Annotated in this window: 21 protein-coding genes and 1 other RNA gene; 10 read left to right on the top strand and 12 right to left on the bottom strand. The window is 72.7% G+C overall.

The genetic code is table 11. The features are described 5' to 3' along the window. Nucleotides 1-34 precede the first annotated feature (34 nt). From ID804_RS03735 to ID804_RS03705, 7 genes are read left to right on the top strand one after another with little or no spacing between them, the layout of a single operon-like run. The gene (locus tag ID804_RS03735; RefSeq protein ID WP_169077577.1) at nucleotides 35-2,320 is read left to right on the top strand and encodes a carbon starvation CstA family protein; all 2,286 of its coding nucleotides are present in this window, start codon (nucleotides 35-37) and stop codon (nucleotides 2,318-2,320) included. 13 nt (nucleotides 2,321-2,333) lie between these two features. Further along, nucleotides 2,334-2,582 carry a YbdD/YjiX family protein gene (locus ID804_RS03730; protein ID WP_169077576.1) on the top strand — a complete coding sequence of 83 codons (249 nt, stop codon included), beginning with the start codon at nucleotides 2,334-2,336 and terminating at the stop codon, nucleotides 2,580-2,582. Between the two features lie 33 nt (nucleotides 2,583-2,615). After that, the gene (locus tag ID804_RS03725) at nucleotides 2,616-3,818 is read left to right on the top strand and encodes a histidine kinase (protein ID WP_169077575.1); all 1,203 of its coding nucleotides are present in this window, start codon (nucleotides 2,616-2,618) and stop codon (nucleotides 3,816-3,818) included. Further along, nucleotides 3,815-4,576 carry a LytR/AlgR family response regulator transcription factor gene (locus ID804_RS03720; RefSeq protein ID WP_169077574.1) on the top strand — a complete coding sequence of 254 codons (762 nt, stop codon included), beginning with the start codon at nucleotides 3,815-3,817 and terminating at the stop codon, nucleotides 4,574-4,576. Before ID804_RS03725 ends, ID804_RS03720 begins: the two co-directional genes overlap by 4 nt. Continuing rightward, on the top strand, nucleotides 4,573-4,992 hold the full coding sequence (locus tag ID804_RS03715; RefSeq protein ID WP_169077573.1) for a heavy metal transporter: 420 nt from the start codon (nucleotides 4,573-4,575) through the stop codon (nucleotides 4,990-4,992). Before ID804_RS03720 ends, ID804_RS03715 begins: the two co-directional genes overlap by 4 nt. After that, complete coding sequence (locus ID804_RS03710) at nucleotides 4,989-6,470, top strand: sodium/solute symporter (protein WP_169077572.1); 1,482 nt, start codon at nucleotides 4,989-4,991, stop codon at nucleotides 6,468-6,470. The genes ID804_RS03715 and ID804_RS03710 overlap by 4 nt, the downstream gene beginning before the upstream one ends. A gap of 9 nt (nucleotides 6,471-6,479) precedes the next feature. Continuing rightward, on the top strand, nucleotides 6,480-8,627 hold the full coding sequence (locus ID804_RS03705; protein WP_317451155.1) for a S9 family peptidase: 2,148 nt from the start codon (nucleotides 6,480-6,482) through the stop codon (nucleotides 8,625-8,627). On the opposite strand, the gene ID804_RS03700 is transcribed toward ID804_RS03705, so the two are convergent. Both ID804_RS03700 and ssrA read right to left on the bottom strand, forming a co-directional pair. Beyond that, nucleotides 8,624-8,998: a YccF domain-containing protein gene (locus tag ID804_RS03700; RefSeq protein ID WP_169077571.1), complete on the bottom strand. Its 375-nt coding sequence runs from the start codon at nucleotides 8,996-8,998 to the stop codon at nucleotides 8,624-8,626. The genes ID804_RS03705 and ID804_RS03700 overlap by 4 nt on opposite strands. Nucleotides 8,999-9,054: 56 nt before the next feature. Then, nucleotides 9,055-9,425, bottom strand: a transfer-messenger RNA (tmRNA) gene (gene ssrA, locus ID804_RS03695). Nucleotides 9,426-9,612: 187 nt separating this feature from the next. On the opposite strand from ssrA, the gene ID804_RS03690 reads away from it, so the two are divergent. Next, nucleotides 9,613-10,275 carry an SIMPL domain-containing protein gene (locus tag ID804_RS03690; protein ID WP_169077570.1) on the top strand — a complete coding sequence of 221 codons (663 nt, stop codon included), beginning with the start codon at nucleotides 9,613-9,615 and terminating at the stop codon, nucleotides 10,273-10,275. 40 nt (nucleotides 10,276-10,315) lie between these two features. On the opposite strand, the gene ID804_RS03685 is transcribed toward ID804_RS03690, so the two are convergent. From ID804_RS03685 to ID804_RS03665, 5 genes are all read right to left on the bottom strand, one after another. Further along, nucleotides 10,316-11,872 carry an MFS transporter gene (locus ID804_RS03685; RefSeq protein WP_317451154.1) on the bottom strand — a complete coding sequence of 519 codons (1,557 nt, stop codon included), beginning with the start codon at nucleotides 11,870-11,872 and terminating at the stop codon, nucleotides 10,316-10,318. An 85-nt stretch (nucleotides 11,873-11,957) separates the two neighbouring features. After that, nucleotides 11,958-12,434, bottom strand: a complete 477-nt coding sequence (gene smpB, locus ID804_RS03680; RefSeq protein ID WP_169077568.1) for an SsrA-binding protein SmpB — start codon at nucleotides 12,432-12,434, stop codon at nucleotides 11,958-11,960. A gap of 82 nt (nucleotides 12,435-12,516) precedes the next feature. After that, nucleotides 12,517-13,431 carry a permease-like cell division protein FtsX gene (gene ftsX, locus ID804_RS03675; RefSeq protein ID WP_169077567.1) on the bottom strand — a complete coding sequence of 305 codons (915 nt, stop codon included), beginning with the start codon at nucleotides 13,429-13,431 and terminating at the stop codon, nucleotides 12,517-12,519. Next, complete coding sequence (ftsE, locus tag ID804_RS03670; RefSeq protein WP_169077566.1) at nucleotides 13,428-14,195, bottom strand: cell division ATP-binding protein FtsE; 768 nt, start codon at nucleotides 14,193-14,195, stop codon at nucleotides 13,428-13,430. The genes ftsX and ftsE overlap by 4 nt, the downstream gene beginning before the upstream one ends. A gap of 112 nt (nucleotides 14,196-14,307) precedes the next feature. Further along, the gene (locus tag ID804_RS03665; protein ID WP_169077565.1) at nucleotides 14,308-14,469 is read right to left on the bottom strand and encodes a hypothetical protein; all 162 of its coding nucleotides are present in this window, start codon (nucleotides 14,467-14,469) and stop codon (nucleotides 14,308-14,310) included. 113 nt (nucleotides 14,470-14,582) lie between these two features. On the opposite strand from ID804_RS03665, the gene ID804_RS03660 reads away from it, so the two are divergent. Continuing rightward, a complete protein-coding gene (locus tag ID804_RS03660; protein WP_223158893.1) occupies nucleotides 14,583-14,954 on the top strand; it encodes a rhodanese-like domain-containing protein in 372 nt (123 codons plus the stop codon). 36 nt (nucleotides 14,955-14,990) lie between these two features. Here ID804_RS03660 and prfB read toward each other — a convergent pair whose 3' ends face one another. After that, nucleotides 14,991-16,100 (bottom strand): peptide chain release factor 2, encoded by a 1,110-nt coding sequence (gene prfB / locus ID804_RS03655; RefSeq protein WP_169077564.1) that lies wholly within the window; start codon nucleotides 16,098-16,100, stop codon nucleotides 14,991-14,993. Nucleotides 16,101-16,158: 58 nt separating this feature from the next. On the opposite strand from prfB, the gene ID804_RS03650 reads away from it, so the two are divergent. Further along, complete coding sequence (locus tag ID804_RS03650) at nucleotides 16,159-17,382, top strand: MFS transporter (protein ID WP_169077563.1); 1,224 nt, start codon at nucleotides 16,159-16,161, stop codon at nucleotides 17,380-17,382. Between the two features lie 21 nt (nucleotides 17,383-17,403). Here ID804_RS03650 and ID804_RS12175 read toward each other — a convergent pair whose 3' ends face one another. From ID804_RS12175 to ID804_RS03630, 4 genes are all read right to left on the bottom strand, one after another. Next, nucleotides 17,404-18,669 (bottom strand): SDR family NAD(P)-dependent oxidoreductase, encoded by a 1,266-nt coding sequence (locus ID804_RS12175; protein ID WP_211160898.1) that lies wholly within the window; start codon nucleotides 18,667-18,669, stop codon nucleotides 17,404-17,406. Between the two features lie 63 nt (nucleotides 18,670-18,732). Next, entirely contained in the window at nucleotides 18,733-19,188 is a 456-nt protein-coding gene (locus ID804_RS03640; protein WP_169077562.1) for a pilus assembly protein TadG-related protein, read from the bottom strand. Further along, a complete protein-coding gene (locus ID804_RS03635; protein WP_169077561.1) occupies nucleotides 19,188-19,631 on the bottom strand; it encodes a hypothetical protein in 444 nt (147 codons plus the stop codon). Before ID804_RS03635 ends, ID804_RS03640 begins: the two co-directional genes overlap by 1 nt. A gap of 16 nt (nucleotides 19,632-19,647) precedes the next feature. Continuing rightward, entirely contained in the window at nucleotides 19,648-20,034 is a 387-nt protein-coding gene (locus tag ID804_RS03630; protein ID WP_169077560.1) for a TadE/TadG family type IV pilus assembly protein, read from the bottom strand. Nucleotides 20,035-20,092: the final 58 nt, after the last annotated feature.

Genomic DNA, 20,092 nt, shown 5'->3' with positions numbered 1-20,092 from the left:
CCGCACGCAACGACGCGACCCCTGGAGGAGCCTCATGACGTCACAGCCACCCCCCTCGACAATCGAGGGCCGTGCCGACGGCCTCGAACCCGACCCGGCCCTGCCCCCCACCGAGCTGCCCGCCGCCGAGCGTGAGCGCGAGAGCCGCTGGACCCTGCCGAAGATCCTGCTCTGGAGCGCCATCGCCCTGCTCGGCGGCGTCGCCTGGGTGATGCTCGCGATCGTGCGCGGCGAGACCGTCAACGCGATCTGGTTCGTGTTCGCGGCCGTCTGCACGTACCTCATCGGCTACCGCTTCTACTCCAAGGTCATCGAGCGGTACATCACGCGGCCCGACGACCGGCGCGCGACGCCCGCCGAGGTGCGCGCCGACGGCAAGGACTACGTGCCCACCGACCGGCGCGTGCTCTACGGTCACCACTTCGCCGCGATCGCCGGCGCCGGCCCCCTCGTCGGCCCCGTGCTCGCCGCGCAAATGGGCTACCTGCCCGGCACGATCTGGATCATCGTCGGCGTACTGCTCGCCGGCGCCGTGCAGGACTACCTCGTGCTGTTCTTCTCGATGCGCCGCGGCGGCCGCACCATCGGCCAGATGGCGCGCGACGAGCTCGGCCGCATCGGCGGCACCGCGGCGATCATCGCCTCGCTGCTCATCATGCTCATCATCATCGCGATCCTCGCGCTCGTGGTCGTCAACGCCCTCGGCGAGAGCCCGTGGGGCGTCTTCAGCGTCGGCATGACCATCCCGATCGCGCTGTTCATGGGCGTCTACCTGCGCTACCTGCGCCCCGGCAAGATCACCGAGGTCTCGGTCATCGGCTTCATCCTGCTCATCGCGGCGATCGTCGCGGGCGGCTGGGTCGCCGAGACACCGTGGGGCGCCGAGCTCTTCACGCTCGACCGCACGACGATCGCGTGGGGCATCATCATCTACGGCTTCATCGCCGCGGTGCTGCCGGTGTGGCTGCTGCTCGCGCCGCGCGACTATCTCTCGACCTTCATGAAGATCGGCGTCATCGTCATGCTCGCCGGCGCGATCGTGCTCGTGCGCCCCGAGATCGCGGTGCCCGCCTTCAGCGAGTTCGCCGGCGGCGAGATCGGCCCGGTGTTCTCCGGCTCGCTCTTCCCGTTCCTGTTCGTCACGATCGCCTGCGGCGCCCTCTCCGGGTTCCACGCGCTCATCGCCTCGGGCACGACGCCGAAGCTCGTGGAGAAGGAGCGCCAGACGCGCTTCATCGGGTACGGCGGCATGCTCATGGAGTCGTTCGTGGCGATCATGGCGCTCGTCGCGGCGATCTCGCTCGACCGCGGCATCTACTTCGCGATGAACTCCTCGGCGGCCGCGACCGGCGGCACCGTCGAGGGCGCGGTGGCCTTCGTCAACTCGCTCGGCCTCATGGGCGTCAATCTCACGCCCGACATGCTCACCGGCACGGCCGAGGCGGTCGGTGAGGAGTCGATCGTCTCGCGCACGGGCGGCGCCCCGACGCTCGCCCTCGGCATCGCGACGATCATGCAGCAGGTGTTCGGCGGAGCCGCGATGGCGGGCTTCTGGTACCACTTCGCGATCATGTTCGAGGCGCTGTTCATCCTCACCGCGGTCGACGCCGGCACGCGCGTCGCGCGGTTCATGCTGCAGGACTCGATCGGCCAGGTGATCCCGAAGTTCAAGGACACCGGCTGGCGGCCCGGGGTGTGGATCACGACGGCGATCATGGTCGCCGGCTGGGGCTACATCCTGATCCTCGGCGTGACCGACCCGCTCGGCGGCATCAACACCTTCTTCCCGCTGTTCGGCATCGCCAACCAGCTGCTCGCGGTCATCGCGCTCGCGGTCGTACTGGCGATCGTCGCCAAGCGCGGCAGGAGCTACGTGCGCTGGCTGTGGATCATCGGCGTGCCGCTCGCCTTCGCGGCGGTCGTCACGATCACCGCGTCGATGTTCAAGATCTTCTCCCCCGTGCCGCAGGTCGGGTACTGGGCGAACCACCTCGCCTTCCGCGACGCGCTCGCCGCCGGGGAGACCTCGTTCGGCACGGCGCAGACGGTCGAGGCGATGGAGGCGGTCGTGCGCAACACGATGGTGCAGGGCATCCTGTCGATCGTGTTCGTGACGCTCGCGATCGTCGTCGTCATCACCGCGCTCATCGCCACGGTGCGCGCCATCCGCGCCGGCGGCGGCGAGAACCACGAGGATGCGCCCGTCGCCTCGCGGCGCTACGCGCCCGCCGGGTTCTTCGCGACGAAGGCCGAGAAGGCTCTCGAGCGCCGGTGGAGCGAGCTCGACGAGTCGGTGCGACCGGTCTCGGCGCGGCACTGAGGCGCTGGCGTCGATGACGAGCACCGCAGCACGGCGTCCCGCCCTGGCCTCCACGGCCCGGGCGGGCGCCGCCGCGCTCGCCCGGGGGTGGCGCGCCGTCGCCTGGTACGTGCGCGAGCTCATGGGCGAGGGCGCGTACCCCGCCTACGTGCGGCATCACGAGCGCACGCACGGCACGGATCACGCGCCGCTGACCGAGCGCGAGTTCTGGAGGAGCAGAATGGCGGAGATGGACGCCGACCCCGGCGCCCGCTGCTGCTGACCCCCTGACGGCTGACGAAGACGAGGTGCGCGGATGCCCGAGCTCGTGCTCGCCGTCGCCCTCGCCTTCGTGCTCGGCGTCGGTGTCACCCTGCTCGCGCAGCTCGTGCGGCGCCACGCCCGCGGCGCGCGCGAGCTGGGCAGCGACGCCGACCGGGCGACCTTCCGCACCCTGTCGCTCGCCTCGCGCGCGGCCGTGAACCTGCGCGGCGGGCTGCGCGGCGACGGCGCGCACCGCGCGACACGGGCCCTGCGCACGCTGCTCGGCAGCGACGCCGTGGCGATCGCCGACGAGCGCGGCGTGATCTCGGTCGACGGTCGCGCTGACAGCGATGGCGCCGCCGCTCGCCTCGCCGCCGAGGTGCTCGCCTCCGGCCAGCGGCAGCTGCTCGCGGGCCATGACGCCGATGCGGCGGGCGTGGAGGCCGTCGGAGCGCCCGTCGTCGCGAATGGCCGCGTCGTGGGCGCGATCATCGCCTTCGCGCCGCGCCTGCGGCCGCCGCTCGTGCGCGCCACGAGCGAGGTCGCCGCGTGGTGCGGCGCCCAGCTCGAGCTCGGCGAGCTCGAGACCTCGCGCGCCGCGCTCGCCGAGGCCGAGCTGCGGGCGCTGCGCGCACAGATCAGCCCGCACTTCATCTACAACGCACTGAGCGTCATCGCCTCGTACACGAGCACCGACCCCGAGCGGGCGCGCGACCTGCTGCTCGACTTCGCCGACTTCATCCGATACACGCTGCGCTCGCAGGGCGAGTTCACGACGCTCGCCGACGAGCTCACGAGCGTGCACTCGTACGTCGAGCTCGAGCGCGCCCGCTTCGAGGACCGCTTGAGCGTCACCCTGCGCATCGAGCCGGAGACGCTCTCGACGGTCATCCCCTTCCTGAGCCTGCAGCCGCTCGTCGAGAACGCCATCCGCCACGGGCTCGAACCTCGAGAGGCCGGCGGCACGGTCGTCATCGCGGCGCGCGATGACGGCACCCACACGGAGATCACGGTCGACGACGACGGCGTCGGCATGCGGCCGGATGCCCTGCGCGCGCTGCTCACCGCCAACGAGCGCCCCGACCGCATCGGCATGCGCAACGTCGACGCGCGTCTGCGCAGCATCTACGGCGACGACCACGCGCTCGTCATCGAGACGGCCGAGCAGGCGGGCACGATGGTGCGCATGCGCATCCCGAAGTCGCAGCCCTTCAACGAGACCGCACCCTCGACCGCGAGGGCGGGCGAGCGATGACGGCGCGCCCGGAGCCCGCCCGCATCGACGTGCTCATCGCCGACGACGAGCGCCGCGTGCTCGACGAGCTCGAGTCGATGCTACGGGCCGACGCGCGCATCGGTGCGATCCACCGCGCGGCGAGCGGCGCGGAGGCGCTGCGCCTGCTCGCCGAGCGCGAGGTCGTCGCGGCCTTCCTCGACATCCACATGCCCGGCATCTCGGGCTTCGACATCGCCCGCGCGGTCGCGCGTTTCGCCGAGCCGCCCGCGATCGTCGTCGTGACGGCCGACGAGGCGGGCGCCGTGGAGGCCTTCGACGTGCAGGCCGTCGACTTCGTGCTCAAGCCGATCCGCCGCGAGCGGCTGCAGCGGGCCGTGTCGCGCGTGCTCGCGCTGCGCGAGCCGGCGGGCGCGGGCGACGCCGGCGACGCCGAGCCCGACGAGAGCATCCCGGTGCGCGTCGGCAATGTGCTGCGCGTCGTGCACCGCAGCGAGGTGCGCTGGGTGCAGGCGCAGGGCGACTACTCGCGGCTCGTGACCGAGCACGACAGCCACCTGATCCGCGAGCCGATCAGTGAGCTCGAGCAGCGCTGGCAGCGCGCGGGCTTCCTGCGCGTGCACCGCTCGTATCTGGTGCGGCGCGACGCGATCACGGCCGTGAAGCTCGGCGGCGCGCATCCGACCCTCACGGTCGCCGGCGAGGAGGTGCCCGTGAGCCGCCGCTCGATCGCCCTCGTGCGCGAGGCGATGCTGCGGCCGCCCGAGGCGTCGCGATGACGCCCGAGGCGGCCCACCCCTCCCCCGAGGCGGCGGATGCGCGTCGCGCCGGGGCGCGACCGCCCCGCGAGCGCGTCACCTCTGTCGACGTGGCGGCGCCCCGCACCGAGCCGATCGCGCGGCCCGCGCGCTGGGAGGTCGACGAGGCGGAGGCGCTGTTCACGCGCACCCTCATGCGCGCCCACGGCCGGCTCGCGCTGCTGTGCCTGCTGACCTTCGCCGTCGCCCTCCTCGTCGTGACGGTCGGCATGAGCGCGCTGCCGCAGCTGCAGGCCATGACGATCGGCGGCGTGCCGGTGTCGTGGCTCGTGCACGCGTACGGCTTCTACCCGCTCATGATCGGCTGGGCCGTGGCCTACGCCGTCGCGAGCCGTCGGCTCGAGCGGCGCTTCCGGCAACTGGTGGAGCACGAGTGAACCCCGCGCTCTCGATCGGGGCGATCGTCGCCGTCGTCGTCGTGACCGCCGTCATCGGCGTGTGGGGCCTGCGCATCTCGCGCACGACGAGCGACTTCTTTGTCGCCTCGCGCACGGTGCGACCGGTGTGGAACGCCTCGGCCATCAGCGGCGAGTACCTCTCGGCCGGCACCTTCCTCGGGCTGTCGGGGCTCGTGCTGCTGTCCGGCTCCGACGCGTTCTGGTTCCCGATCGGCTACGCGGCCGGCTATCTGCTCGTGCTCATGCTCGTCGCCGCGCCGCTGCGGCGCAGCGGCGCGTACACGATCCCCGACTTCATCCAGGCCCGCCTCGACTCGGTGCTCGCGCGACGGCTCACGAGCGCCCTCGTGCTCATCATCGGCTGGCTGTACATCGTGCCGCAGCTGCACGGCGCCGCGCTCGCGCTCGGCGTCGTTGCGGACATTCCGCCGTGGGTGGGGGCGACGACCGTCGCCGTCGTCGTGGGCGGCTCGGTCGCCGCGGGCGGCATGCGCTCGATCACCTTCGTGCAGGCGTTCCTGTTCTGGCTGAAGTTCGCCGCGCTCGCGGTGCCGGCGATCTTCCTGACCCTCACCCTCTCGGGCGTCGAGCCGACGATCGACCCCGAGCTGGTCTTCCCCCAGAACGCGGGGCCGGCGGGGCTCGACGCGTACGCGACGACCTCGCTGCTCGTCGCGCTGCTGCTCGGCACGGTCGGCCTGCCGCACGTGCTCGTGCGCTTCTACACGAGCCCCACCGGCGCCTCCGCCCGCTGGACGACCGTCGGCGTGATCATCCTCATCAGCGGCTTCTACGTCGCCTCGAGCACGATTGGCCTCATCGCGCGCATCGCCGCCCCCGACCTCGCCGCGCCGGGCGTCGCCGACACCGTCGCGCTGCAGCTGCCCTCGCGGCTGCTGCCCGGCCCGGTCGGCGACCTGCTCACGGCGCTCGTCGTGGCCGGCGCGCTCGCGGCCTTCCTCGGCACCTCCTCCGGGCTCATCGTGTCGCTCTCGAGCGCGGTCAGTCAGGATCTCTTCCACGGCACGGTGCGCTCCTTCCGCTGGGCTGCCCTGTTCTGCACCGCCGTGCCGCTCGTCGTCGCCCTCGCGACCGCGCCGCAGGGCCTCGTGACGAGCGTCGGCACGGTCTTCGTCTTCGCGGCCTCCGCGCTCTCGCCGATCATCCTGCTCGGCATCTGGTGGCGCCGGCTGACCGCGCGCGGCGCGGTCGCGGGGATGCTCGTCGGCGCGCTCTCGTGCGCGGCGGCGCTGCTCGCCTCCGCCGCGGTCGGGCCGAGCGCGGGCTGGCTGTCGTCGGCGCTGGCCCAGCCGGGGCTCTGGACGATCGGTGCGGCCACACTCACGACCGTCGCCGTGTCGCTCGTCGACGGGCGCACACCCGTGAGCACCGACCGCGTGCTGGCGCGGCTGCACCAGCCTGAGCGCTCCCGGGCGCGTGCAGGAGCATCCGACTAGCGTCGAAGGGTGACCCAACCGACGACGCCCGCCACCCCGTTCCACGACCTCGAGGCCTACATCGCCCTGCCGCGCGTCGAAGGGCTCGCGCTCTCGCCCGACGGCGAGCGCGTCGTGCTCACCGTCGCGACGCTCTCGGCTGATCGCACGAATAACGAGCGGGCACTGTGGGAGGTGCCCGCGAGCGGCGGCGGCTCCCCGCGCCGCCTCACGCGCTCGGCCAAGGGAGAGGCGGGCGTCGCGTTCACGCCCCGCGGCGACGTGCTGTTCGTCTCCGCCCGCGACGACGTCGAGGCCGAGAAGGATCTCGACCAGGCGCAGCTGTGGCTGCTGCCCGCCGGCGGCGGCGACGCCCGGCCCGTCACGCGGCTCGCCGGCGGCGTCTCGGGCGTCGCGGCGACCGCGCTCGAGGCCGACACCGTCGTCATCGCCGCCGACCTGCTGCCGAGCTCGACCTCGATCGAGCACGACGCCGCCGCCCGTGCCTCGCGCACCGAGCGGAAGGTCGCGGCCATCCTGCACGAGACCTACCCGGTGCGCTACTGGGATCACGACCTGGGCCCCGCCGAGCCACACCTGCTCGCCCTCGCCCTCGACGAGCTCGCCGACGTCGTGCCCGACCGCTCACCCGCGGCAGCGCCCGCCGCGTCGGCGCCGCTCTCCCTCGGTGAGGCGACCGCCGGCAGCGAGGCGATCGACGCCGCGCACACCCCCTACCCGAGCGCCCTGCCGCGACCGCGCGACCTCACGCCCGCACCCGGGCGCAGCGCCGACACGGCCGGCCAGGCCCTCACGCCCGACGGCCGCACCCTCGTCGCCGCGCTGCGGGTGCCCGCGCGCGGCCTCGAGCGCTACGAGCTCGTCTCGATCGACGTCGCGACCGGCGAGCGCCGCCTGCTCGCCGGCGAGGAGGGCGTGCACTACGAAAGCCCCGCGCTGAGCCGCGACGGGCGCCTGCTGGCCTACGTGCGCGCCCCCTTCAGCACGCCGCAGGGCCCCGGCGACCAGGAGCTCTGGGTGCGCGAGCTCGACGGCGGCGAGCCGCGCCGCCTCGCCGCCGGGTGGGACCGCTGGCCCGCCGAGCTCGCCTTCGCCCCCGACGGCGAGAGCCTGCTCGTGACCGCCGACGACGACGGTCGCGCGCCCGTGTTCCGGGTGCCGCTCGACGGCGGCCCCGTGCAGCGCCTGACGAGCGACCCGTACGCCTACACGAACTTTCGGGTGGATGCTCGAACCGGCGACGCGATCGCCCTGCGGTCGTCGTGGCAGGCGGCCCCGCATCCCGTGCGCATCGATGCCCGCACGGGCGACGTGACGCCGCTTGCGACGCCGGCCCCCGTGCCCGCACCCGTCGGCGTCCTCGTCGAGGTCGAGACGACCGCGGAGGACGGCGCGCGCGTGCGCGGCTGGCTGCTGACGCCGGAGGGCGCCTCGGCGGAGGCCCCCGCGCCGCTGCTGCTGTGGATCCACGGCGGGCCGCTCAACAGCTGGAACGCGTGGAGCTGGCGCTGGGCGCCGCAGCTCGCCGTCGCGCGCGGCTACGCCGTGCTGCTGCCCGACCCGGCGCTGTCGACCGGCTACGGCCTCGACTTCATCGCCCGCGGCTGGAACGCGTGGGGGCAGAAGCCCTACACCGACCTCATGGCGATCACCGACGCCGTCGAGCGTCGGCCCGAGATCGACGAGACGCGCGCCGCCGCGATGGGCGGCTCGTTCGGCGGCTACATGGCGAACTGGGTCGCCGGGCACACCGACCGCTTCCGCGCGATCGTCACGCACGCGAGCCTGTGGGCGCTCGACCAGTTCGGCGGCACGACCGACAACTCCGCCTACTGGCTCAGCATCTTCGACGAGGAGGGGCTGGCGGCGAACTCGCCGCACACGGCGCTCGAGCGCATCGTCACGCCGCTGCTCGTGATCCACGGCGACCGCGACTACCGCGTGCCGATCGGCGAGAGCCTGCGGCTGTGGTCGGAGCTCGCCTCCCGCTTCGCCGACGACGACGACACGATGCCGCACCGTTTCCTGTACTACCCCGACGAGAACCACTGGGTGCTCAAGCCCCAGCACGCGATCGTCTGGTACGAGACGGTGTTCGCCTTCCTCGGCCAGCACGTGCTGGGCGAGGAGTGGCGACGCCCGGCGAACCTCGGCTAGGGCTGGTCGACGATCTGCTTGCCGAGCGGCAGCAGCGCCACGGGCAGCATCTTCAGGTTCGCCCACGCGAACGGGATGCCGATGATGGTGATCGCGAGGGCGAGCGCCGAGGCGATGTGGCCGAGCGCGAGCCACCAGCCGGCGAGCACGACCCAGACGACGTTGCCGATCGCCGAGCCGACGCCCGCGGTCGGCCGGTCGACGACGGTCTTGCCGAAGGGCCACAGCGCGTAGACGCCGACGCGCCACGCGGCAATGCCCCACGGGATCGTGACGATGAGCACGCACATGATGGCGGCGGCGAGCGCGTAGCCGAGAAAGAGCCACAGGCCGGAGAGCACGAGCCAGATGATGTTGAGCAGCGTGCGCACGGCGGCCTCGATCGGGGTCGGTCGGAGTGCCTCGCACAGCGCGTGATGATGACCGGTGGTGGAGATGGGGGGAATCGAACCCCCGTCCACTGCTGTGAGCCGATGCCTTCTCCGGGTGCAGTCTGCTGAGACGTTCTACTCGGCTCCGACCTTTGTTGCAGACTCCTAGGTCGACGAGCCCAGCCTCAGTTCACGTCCCGCGCGGCCCTGAGACACGACCGCGCGGCAAGCCTCCTCGATGACGCCAGTGGCCGGGGCGGAGGCGAACCCGGACTGACGGACTATCTACTCTGCCTTAGGCGGCGAGAGCGAAGTCGGTGCGCTTAGCATTGGCACCTATTGTTTGCAGAGAGCGTTTACGAGATAACTCTGCATCCTCGACCCGCTTCTCATCGTTTCGCAGGCAATGTCGAAACCGATCATCCCCCTGCGCACCTCGCCCGGCGTGCGCCGGGTCGTGAGAGGTGGGTCATCATCACGCGCTGTGGAGTTCTGAAGGGGCCGTGTCGTCGCCTCGAGCGGATGCTCGGCGCGAGCCCTGCGGCCCTGCGAGTGCTCTCGCGAGCACAGCCCTACAGTATACGTCACGCCTGACGATCCGTCGAAGGAGACCCATGACCGAGACGACCATCACGGTGCGCGGCACGGCCCGCGTCGAGCATGAGCCCGACCGCGCCGAGGTGAGCTTCACGGTCGCGGCGACCGGCGCCGAGCGCGAGGCCGTGCTCGACGCCGCGCGCGCGTCGGCCGACCGCGCTGCCGACGCCCTCGCCGCCCTCGAGGCGGCGGGACGACTGGCCGGCTGGTCGCTCGACGACCTGCGCGTGCACGCCGAGCGTGAGTGGGTCGGCGAGCAGCGCTCGCCCGTGCTGCGCCACCGCGCCGCCGTGAGCGGCGCCGTGCGCCTGGTCGCCGCGAACCTCGACGCCCTGCCTGAGGTGCTCGACCTGCTCTCGAGCGACCCGCTCGTGCAGGTGCACGGCGTCGACTGGTCGCTCGACGACGCCGTGCGCGCCGACGCGATGGATGCCGTGCGCGACGCCGCCGTGCGCGACGCCGTGCGCGCCGCCCAGGCCTACGCCCGCAGCCTCGGCCGCGCGAGCGTCGACGTCGTCGCGATCGCCGATGCCGGCATGCTCGGCGAAGACGGGCCGATGCCGCGCATGGACCGCATGATGCTCACCGCCGCGGCGGCGGGCGGCGCGGGCGCCGTCGAGCTGCGGCCCGAGCCGATCGAGCTGCGCACGACGGTCGAGCTGCGCGCGATCGCGCGCTGACGCGCGCCGAGCATCCGCCCAGGCACACGATGCGGCCTGGTCAGGCGTCGACGCGCTCGCGATCGGCGCTCGGCGAGTGCTCGAGCGTACCCGCGCGGCGAGCGCGCAGGTCGACGAGCGCGAGCGCGAGCGCCGCGGCGACGAAGCCGAGGATGACGAGGGCGGCGTGCAGGAAGGCGTCCTGGAAGACGGTCACGCGACCGGCGTCGCCGCGCTCGGCGTAGATGGTGGCGTAGAAGGCGGCGGTCGCCGCCGCGATGCCGACGGCCGTGCCCACGCGCTGGCCGACCTGCCCGATCGAGCCGGCGACGCCCGCGGAGGTGAGCGGCACGTCGGCGAGGGTGAGCGTCTGGTTCGGCGCGATGACCGCGCCGCCGCCCGCCCCCGCGAGCGTCATGAAGCCCGCGACCGCCCACGGCGACACCGCCGGCGGCAGCAGGAACGCCGAGGCGAGCACGCCGCCGAGCCCCGCGACGACGGCGACGATGCCCCACACGACGATGGGGCGGCCGAAGCGCGTCACGACGCGGCCGCTGTACCAGGAAGTGACGGCGGAGGCGAGGGCGAACGGGATCGTCACCATGCCCGCGTAGACCGGCTCGAGGCCCAGGCCGAACTGCAGGAAGAGCGACAGGGTGAGGAAGAGCCCGGGCATCGCCGCGAAGTAGAACAGCGAGATGAGGGTGCCGTTGCGATAGCCGCCGATGCGGAACAGCGCGAAGTCGACGATCGCGGCACGGCCGCGAGCGCCGTAGCGGCGCTCCCACAGCACGAACAGCGTCGCGAGCCCGGCGAAGGCGGCGAGCCACCACCAGCGCGCCGGGTCGTCGTCGGGCGAGCCGGTCGTGAGCACGAAGGGCAGCATCAGGCTCAGCACCGTGCCGCCCAGCAGCGCGGTGCCGACGAGGTCGAGATCGCGCGGCCCCTGCGCGGCGAGCTGCGTGCGCGGCAGCAGCCGATAGGCGAACGGGAAGAGCGCGATGACGAGCGGCACGTTCATCCAGAAGATGAGCCGCCAGCCGAGGTCGGGGCCGCCGACGCCGATGAGCAGACCGCCGAGCGTCGGGCCGAACGCGGTCGCGAGGCCGATGACGGCGCCGAAGATGCCGAACGCGCGGCCGCGCGCCTCGCCGGTGAAGAGCTGCTGGGTCAGGCCGAGCACCTGCGGCATGAGCAGGCCCGCCGAGACGCCCTGCAGGATGCGCGAGGCCGCGAGCAGCTCGACCGTCGGCGCGACCGCGCACGCGAGGCTCGCGAGCAGGAACACCACGAGCCCGATGAGGAACATGCGCCGCCGCGAGTGCAGGTCGCCGTAGCGGCCGGCGGGCACGAGCACGATGCCGAAGGCGAGCACGTAGCCGGCGACGATGAGCTGGATCTGCGTCGGCCCGGCACCGAAGGCCTGCTCGATGGCGGGGATGCCGACGTTGACCTTCGACAGGTCGAGGATCGTCAGCGACGCCACCGCGACGGCGACCGAGAATGCCTGCCAGCGGGTGCGCTCCGAGATGCCGTCGGGGCCGGGCGCGGCCTGCGCCGAGCGGCCGGGCGCGGCGTCGGCGGCGGGGCGGGCGGCGGGCTCGGATCGTGCGGTCACGAACGAGGAGCCTACGCCGGGCATCCTGGCATGCCGTTCAGGCGCCCATCAGGGCGTTCGGAGGCGGCGCGATCGGCCGGGCCGGCTACTCCCCCATGCGGTTGCGCAGCCGCATGGCGCGATCGGCCTCGCGCTTGTCTTGCTTCTCGCGCAGGGCGTGTCGCTTGTCGTACTCGCGCTTGCCCTTCGCGACGGCGAGCTCGACCTTCGCCCGGCCGTCGCTGAAGTAGATGCTCAGGGGGACGAGCGTGTAGCCGCCCTCCTTCGTCTTCTGGCTGATCTTGACGATCTGCTGCTTGTGCAGCAGCAGCTTGCGCTTGCGGCGCGGGGCGTGGTTCGTCCACGTGCCCTGCGAGTACTCGGGGATGTGCACGGCGTCGAGCCACGCCTCACCGGCGTCGATGTAGCCGTAGCCGTCGACGAGGCTCGCGCGGCCCTGCCGCAGCGACTTCACCTCGGTGCCGCTCAGCACGAGGCCGGCCTCGTAGGTGTCTTCGATCGTGTAGTCGTGGCGCGCCTTGCGATTGGTGGCGACGACCTTGCGACCCTGCTCCTTGGGCATGTGCCGTCACCTCCGGTGTCGTGGGCGGATGCTCGCCCGCGGGCGCGAGCAGCCCTCCAGCATACCCGGCGCGCGCGCCGCGCTACACGCGCAGGTAGCGCGAGATGGCGACGTTCGCCGACACGGCGGCGAGCAGCGCCCCGACCCCGAGCAGCACGGGCACGACCAGCAGCGCGTCGTCGAGGTTCACGAACGAGGTCTGCGGCAGCGTCTGCGACAGGTAGCCCTGCACGAAGAACTGCACGATCGCCACGACCGCGCCCGCGGCGAGGATCGAGCCGATGAGCGCCGCGACGACGCCCTCGATGACGAACGGCGTCTGGATGAACCGGTTCGAGGCGCCCACGAGCCGCATGATGCCCAGCTCGCGCCGGCGCGAGAACGCGCTGAGCCTGATCGTCGTGGCGATGAGCAGCGCCGCCGCGACAAGCATGAGCGCGGCGATGCCGATCGCCGTGAAGCTCGAGGCGTTGAGGATGTCGAAGATCTGGTCGAGGTAGCTGCGCTGGTCGACGACGCTCTCGACGCCCGCGAGCCCGGAGAGGGCATCCGCCAGGATCTGGCTCTGGGTCGGGTCGACGAGGTTGACCCAGTAGGCCTCGGTCATGAGCTCGGGCGTCACGAGCGAGGCGATCGCGTTGCCCTCGAACTGCTCCTGGAAGTTCTCGAAGGCCTGCTCGCGGTCTTCGAAGTAGTAGGCGTCGATGAAGGGCGCGAGCGTCGCCGACTCGAGCTGCGCCTCGACCTGCGCGATCTGCTCCGGCGTCGCTGCCGTCTGATTGCAGGTGCCGACGGTGGAGAAGTCAGTGCAGAAGTACACGGCGACCTGCGCGCGGTCGTACCAGTACGACTTCATCTGCGTGATCTGCGCCTGCAGCAGGATGGCGGTGCCGACGAAGGTCAGTGAGATGAAGGTCACGAGCACGACCGAGACGACCATCGAGAGGTTGCGGCGCAGGCCCTGGCCGACCTCGCCGAGCACGAGCGCGAGCCTCATCGCAGGCCCTCCGTCGGGGTCGGCGTCACGCCCGGCCCGGCGGCGGGGATGACGATGTCGGGCTGCACGTGCGGGATCGCCTGCGTGACGTACCCGCCGCCGCGCTCGTCGCGCACGACGCGGCCACCGACGAGCTCGACGACGCGGCGCTGCAGCCGGTCGACGATGCCGGCGTCGTGCGTGGCCATGAGCACGGTCGTGCCGTTGGCGTTGATGCGCTCGAGCAGCGTCATGATGCCCATGCTCGTCGTGGGGTCGAGGTTGCCGGTGGGCTCGTCGGCGAGCAGGATCGCGGGCTTGTTGACGACGGCGCGCGCGATCGCGACGCGCTGCTGCTCACCGCCGGAGAGCTCGTGCGGGAACCGCTCGCCCTTGCCGTCGAGGCCGACCATGGCGAGCACGTCGGGCACCGCCTCGTGGATGAAGCCCTTGCTCTTGCCGATCACCTGCAGGGTGAAAGCGACGTTGTCGAAGACGGTCTTGTTCGGCAGCAGCCGGAAATCCTGGAACACGACGCCGAGGTTGCGCCGGAAGTACGGCACCTTGCGACTGGAGATGCGGTTGAGATCCTGCCCGAGCACGTGGATCGACCCCGAGGTCGGGCGGTCCTCCTTGAGCACGAGCCGCAGCATGCTCGACTTGCCCGACCCGGAGGCGCCGACCATGAACACGAACTCGCCGCTCAGCACCTCGAGGCTGACGCTGTTGAGCGCCGGCTTCGCGGTGCCGCGGTAGACCTTGGTGACCTCGTCGAATCGAATCATCGCGCGTCAGCCTAAGCCGGGGTGCGGAGGCGATCAGGAGCGACACCCGAGCGGCCGGGTATCCGGCGGCGGGTGGGCGACGACCGCCAGGGCGCGGATGCCCGGCGCGTGCTCAGCGCCCGAAGAGCCGCGCGAACAGGCCCGTGCGCGGCTCGCGCTCGTGCCCCTGGCAGCGCTGGCTGCTCGGCACGCGGCGCATGACCTGGTCGACGTGCTGGCCGCAGCCGGCCCACGTCGTCTTGCCGCAGCGTCGGCAGGTGACGGCCTGACACATGGGTTCCTCCTGGAGGTCGAGGGGCGATCGAATCGACACCATAATACCCCCGGGGGTATATTGCTGTCGACGCGGCGCGCATCCGACGCCGCTGCACTGACCATGGAGGAACCATGCCCCGCCTGCGCCGCCTGCTCACCGCCGCCCTCGTCGCCGTCGCGCTCGCGACCGGCACGAGCGCCTGCTCGACCCCCGCCGACGAGATCGCCGTCACCGAGAGCACGATCGTGCTCGACGTGCGCACCGCGGAGGAGTACGCGAGCGGCCACCTGGAGGGCGCGCTCAACATCGACGTGCAGGGCGCCGACTTCGACGCGCTCGTCGGCGAACTGCCCACCGACGCCGACGTCGTCGTCTACTGCCGCTCGGGCAACCGCTCGGCCGCCGCAATCGACCGCATGGAGCAGCTCGGCTTCACCTCGCTCGTCAACGCCGGCGGGCTCGACGCCGCGGCCTCCGCGACCGGGCTCGAGATCGTGCGCTGACGCCCTAGTGCTCGAGCGGCGCGAGCGCCGGGTCGATCAGTCGTCGGTCTTGCGCTTGCGCCACTTGATGCCGGCGGCGATGAAGCCGTCGAGGTCGCCGTCGAACACCTTCGAGGGGTTGCCCTCCTCGTACTCGGTGCGCAGGTCCTTCACCATCTGGTACGGCGCCAGCACGTACGAGCGCATCTGGTCGCCCCAGCTGGCGGTGATGGTGCCGGCGAGCTCCTTCTTGGTCGCCGCCTCCTGCTCCTTCTGGATGAGCAGCAGGCGCGACTGCAGCACGCGCATCGCGGCGGCGCGGTTCTGGATCTGGCTCTTCTCGTTCTGCATTGACACCACCGTGCCCGTCGGCAGGTGGGTGATGCGCACGGCCGAGTCGGTCGTGTTGACGCTCTGCCCGCCGGGGCCCGAGGAGCGGAAGACGTCGACGCGGATGTCGGACTCGGGGATCTCGATCTCGGCCGTCTCCTCCATGAGCGGGATCACCTCGACGGCCGCGAAGCTCGTCTGCCGTTTGCCCGCCGCCCCGAAGGGGCTCATGCGCACGAGGCGGTGCGTGCCGGCCTCGACGCTGAGCGTGCCGAAGGCGTAGGGGGCATCGATCTGGAAGGTCGCCGACTTGATGCCGGCCTCCTCGGCGTACGAGGTGTCCATGACGGTCGCGGTGTAGCCGTGCTGCTCGGCCCAGCGCAGGTACATGCGCATGAGCATCTCGGCGAAGTCGGCGGCGTCGACCCCGCCCGCGCCGGCGCGGATCGTCACGACCGCGGGCCGGTCGTCGTACTCGCCGTCGAGCAGCGTCTGCACCTCCATGTCGCCGAGCGTCTGCTCGATGGCGGCGAGCTCGGCGGTGGCCTCGGCGGCCGATTCCTCGTCGTCGGCCTCCTTCGCCATCTCGATGAGCACGTCGAGGTCGTCGAGGCGCTGCTGCAGCTCGGTGATGCGGCGCAGCTCGGCCTGCCGATGGCTCAGCGCGCTCGTGACCTTCTGCGCGCGCTCGGTGTCGTCCCACAGGTCGGGGGCGCTCGCCTGCTCGCTGAGCTCGGCGACGTCGGCGGTGAGCCGCTCGACGTCGACGACCTGCTGGATGTCGCGGAAGGTGGAGCGGGCGGCGGCGATGCGCTCGGCGAGGTCGAGTTCGATCATGTCGCCCCCAGCCTAGTCGCGGGTTCGCGGGCCGGTCCGGGCGTAGGCTCGCCCCGTCATGCCGACCGCCGAGCCCGTCTTCCGCTGGAGGGCGATCGCCGCACCCGCGTTCGTGCCGACGGCCCTGTTCACGATCGGCGAGGGCGCGATCATGCCGCTCATCCCGGCGCTCGCGGGTCGCCTCGGCGCCGACCTGGCCGGCTCTGGCCTGGTCGCCTCGATGCTCGTCGTGGGCGTGCTGCTCGGCGACATCCCCGCCGGCTGGATCGTGGGGCGCCTCGGCGAGCGGTCGACGATGCTCGGCGCCTCCGGGCTCGCCGCGGTGGGCATCCTGCTCTCGATCGCGGCGACCGCCCCGTGGATGCTCGCCGCAGGCATGCTCGTCATCGGGTTCGCCGCCGCCGTGTTCGGGCTCGCCCGGCACGCGCTGCTGACGAGCGTCGTGCCCGCCGCCTTTCGCGCGCGAGCCCTCTCGACGCTCGGCGGCACGTTCCGCTTCGGGCTGCTCGTCGGCCCGTTCGTCGCGGCGGCGCTCGTGGCCGCCACGGGCGACGTCACCTCGGTGCTGTGGTTCGCCCTCGCGATGTGCGTGCTGGTCGCGGTGAGCATCGTGGCGCTGCCCGACCCCGAGCGGATGCTGCACCACCGCTCGACGCCCGCCGGCTCGGCGCTCGGGCTCGGCGGGGTGTTCCGCACAATCGCTGCGCGCCGGCACGTGCTCGCCCGGCTCGGCGTCGCGGCGCTCACCGTGGCGGCGCTGCGCTCGGTGCGGCAGGTCATCCTGCCCCTGTGGGCGGTCAGCATCGGCGTGGGCGAGGCAGAGACGGCGCTCGTCATCGGCGTCGCGGGCGGCGTCGACTTCGCGCTGTTCTGGTTCGGCGGCTGGCTCATGGATCGCTTCGGGCGCCTCTACACCGCGGTGCCGTCGATGATCGGGCTCGGTCTCGGCCTCATCGGCCTCGCGCTGTCGGCGGGCGCCGCCGACCCGGTGCCGTGGTTCGTCGCGGTCGCCGTGTGGCTGGCGCTCGCGAACGGCATCGGCGCGGGCGTGCTCATGACGATGGGCTCGGATCTCGCGGGCCGCGAGAACCCCGCGCCGTTCCTCAGCGCGTGGCGGTTCACGATGGATGTCGGCTCGGCCGGCGCGCCCGTGCTGCTGTCGGCGGTCACCGCCCTCGCAGGCCTCGTCACGGGTGCCGCCGCGTTCGGCGTCGTCGGGCTCGTCGGAGCCGTGCTGCTCGCCCGGTTCATCCCGCGCCAGCTGCCGCGCGACGAGGGTTAGCGGGGCTGCAGGCCGCGCCGCCTACGAGCGGTGCGGCTCGTGGTCGTGGTGCTCGTGGTCGCCGTGCTCGTGCGCGTCGCCATGCTCATGCGTCTCGCTCTGCTCGCTGCCGGGCTCGACGAGCGGCTCGGGCGCCACGTACTCGACGGCCTCGGCGTGCACGGGCTCGTCGCTCTCGGGCTCGTCGCCCTCCGCGGCGGCGTCGTCGGGCGCAGACGGAGCGCTCTCGACGGAGGCGGGGCTGTCGACGCTCGCGGGGCTCGCCGCGCTGTCGGGCGACGCCGGGCTCGCGACTGAGGCCGCGCTCGCCGCGCTCGCCGCGGAGCCGCCGTCGGCCTCCTCGACGTCGGGCGCGTCGACCGGAGCCTCATCCGTCGCGGTCGCCTCGACGGGCGCCTCGCCCTCGGCCGGCGCCTCGGGGGAGGCCTCCTCGACCGGTGCCTGCTCGGCAGCGCTCGACGGCTCGGAGCTGCTCGTCACGGGGGCGGACGCCTCGAGCGGCATCTGCGCAGCCATGCGCACGGCGGGGTGCGCGCCGGTGTTGATGTCGGCGGGCTCGACGGGCACCATCTGCGACTCGGCGGCCGGCACCTCGGTGAAGGCGCTCGAGGGCAGATCCTTCTCGTCGGCGACGATGGCGGCAATGACGCGGCGGGCGACGCCCTCGGGGTCGTAGCCGGTGGGCAGCTTCGGCGTCTCGCCGGCGATGGGGTGTCGCGACAGCTCGGTCTCGGTGTGGCCGGGGCGGGCATCCAGCACACGGATGTCCTGCCGGCGCAGCTCGCGGCCGGCGACCTGCTGGTAGACGGCGAGGGCCGACTTCACGGCCGAGTAGGCGCCGAGGCCGGCGGTGGGGGCTTCGCTGACGAGGCCGCTGAAGTGCACGATGAACGGCTGCGAGCCTTCGGCCTTCGCCTCGGCGAGGGCGGGAGCGGCGGCGCGCACGATGCGCATGGGGGCGAGGGCGTTGATCTGCCACAGCTCGTCGAGCACCTCGTCGCTCACCTCGGCGGCGGGGCCGAAGGCGACGACACCGGTGGCGTTGACGACGCCGTCGAGGCGGCCGTAGGCCATGATCGCGGTCGCGACGAGGGTACGGGGCAGCTCGGGATCGCGCAGGTCGCCGGCGATGGCGATGCCCGGAACCTCGAGCGCGTCGAGCGCGGCCTGCGAGCGGCCGGTGAGCACGAGGCGGGCGCCGGCGTCGGCGAGCTGTCGAACGAGGTGCCGACCCAAACCCCCGGTCGCGCCGAGGATGAGGATCGAGGAGCCAGCCAGTTCAGCCATGCAAGCAACCTAACCACACCCTCTGGGAGCATGCAGAAGCCGCCCAGCCGGCTTGAGGGCACGCTACCTCCGCAGCACGCTGCGCGCCTCGGCGGTCACCTCGATGCGCACGCCCTCGGGCACGAAGAGCGTCACGACGGGAGGCCGCCAGTACGACGAGAGCGTGACGACCGCGGTCGTGCCGTCGTCGGTCGCGGCGCGGTCGAGGCTCACCTCGTCGAGCCCGCCGAGCGGCGCCTCGCGCAGGTACGCGGCGACGTCGCGCGCGACCGCGGCGGAGGTGAGGCGCGGGCGCAGCGACTCGCCCGCGAGTTCGATGTCGTCGAGCTCGAACGACTCCGCGCCGGCGAGTGCGGCGCCGTCGGCGAGCGTGAAGAGCCGCTTGCGCTCCAGGTAGAGCGAAGTGGCGGCCGTGACCAGCAGCACGAGCACGAGGGAGAGCGCGACGAAGCCGGCGATGAGCGGCAGGATCGAGCCGGCGTCGTCAGCGCCCGCGCCCCGCAGGCGAGTGCTCGTCATCACGGCGCACCCCGGAACCGCGAGACCTGCTGCGTCGCGCTCGCCTCGATCGGCACGGCGAGCGGCGCGGTCACATCGAGGATGCTCGGCACGAGGGGCAGCGGCACGCTCGCCTCGATCGACACCGTGACCCACCCGCGGCGCGCGAGGCACTCGGTCGGCTCGGGTCGGCAGGTCACCGCGATGCTCGTCTCGGCGGTCACGCCGTGGTCCGCCAGCGCGAGCTCGAGGGCTCGCACGGCGGCGGCCTCACCGTCGCCGACGCTCGGCGCCTGCACGAACACGCGCGCCGCCTGACGCGCGGCCCCCTCCGTCGCGAGTGCGGCCGACTGCACGGTCGCGACGAGCACGACGAGATAGACGATCGGCACGAGCAGCAGCAGCCCGGCGACGAGGAACTCGATCGACGCCGAGCCCACCTCCGCGGCGGATGCTCGACGCACGCGTGCGCGGAGCGCCTCAGCCGCGCGGCTCGATGGCCGCACGGCCTGACACCTCCAGCCCCTCGTCGAGCCCTGCGAGCCCCAGCAGGGGCAGGGGTGCGCGCACCGTGACGACGACGATCGGATAGCCCTCGCCCTCGCTCGTCGTCGCCTCGATCGCGCGTGCGTACCCGGGGCCGAGCGCCGTGATGATGAGGTCGCGACTGCGCTCGACCCCGGCGGCGAGCGAACTGTCGGCGAGCGCCGCCTGCCGCGCCCCTTCGGCCGCCGCGTCGATGAGGGTCGAGCGCACGTGGGCGGCGAGGGCGATCTGCATGACTGACAGGGCGAGCAGCGTCAGCAGGGTGCCGACGAGCACGAACTCGACCGTGGCCGAGCCCGCGTCGCTGCGCCACTGCCGCATCAGAAGCCGGTGACCCGATCGATCGCCTGCTGGAACACTCCGGAGAGCGCAGGCCCCG

Origin of the sequence: Microcella alkalica (genome assembly GCF_014595885.1) — a bacterium.
Classification (GTDB): domain Bacteria; phylum Actinomycetota; class Actinomycetes; order Actinomycetales; family Microbacteriaceae; genus Microcella; species Microcella alkaliphila_B.
The sequence above is the reverse complement of the archived record's forward strand: the minus strand, read 5'-3'. Positions and strand labels throughout refer to the sequence as shown.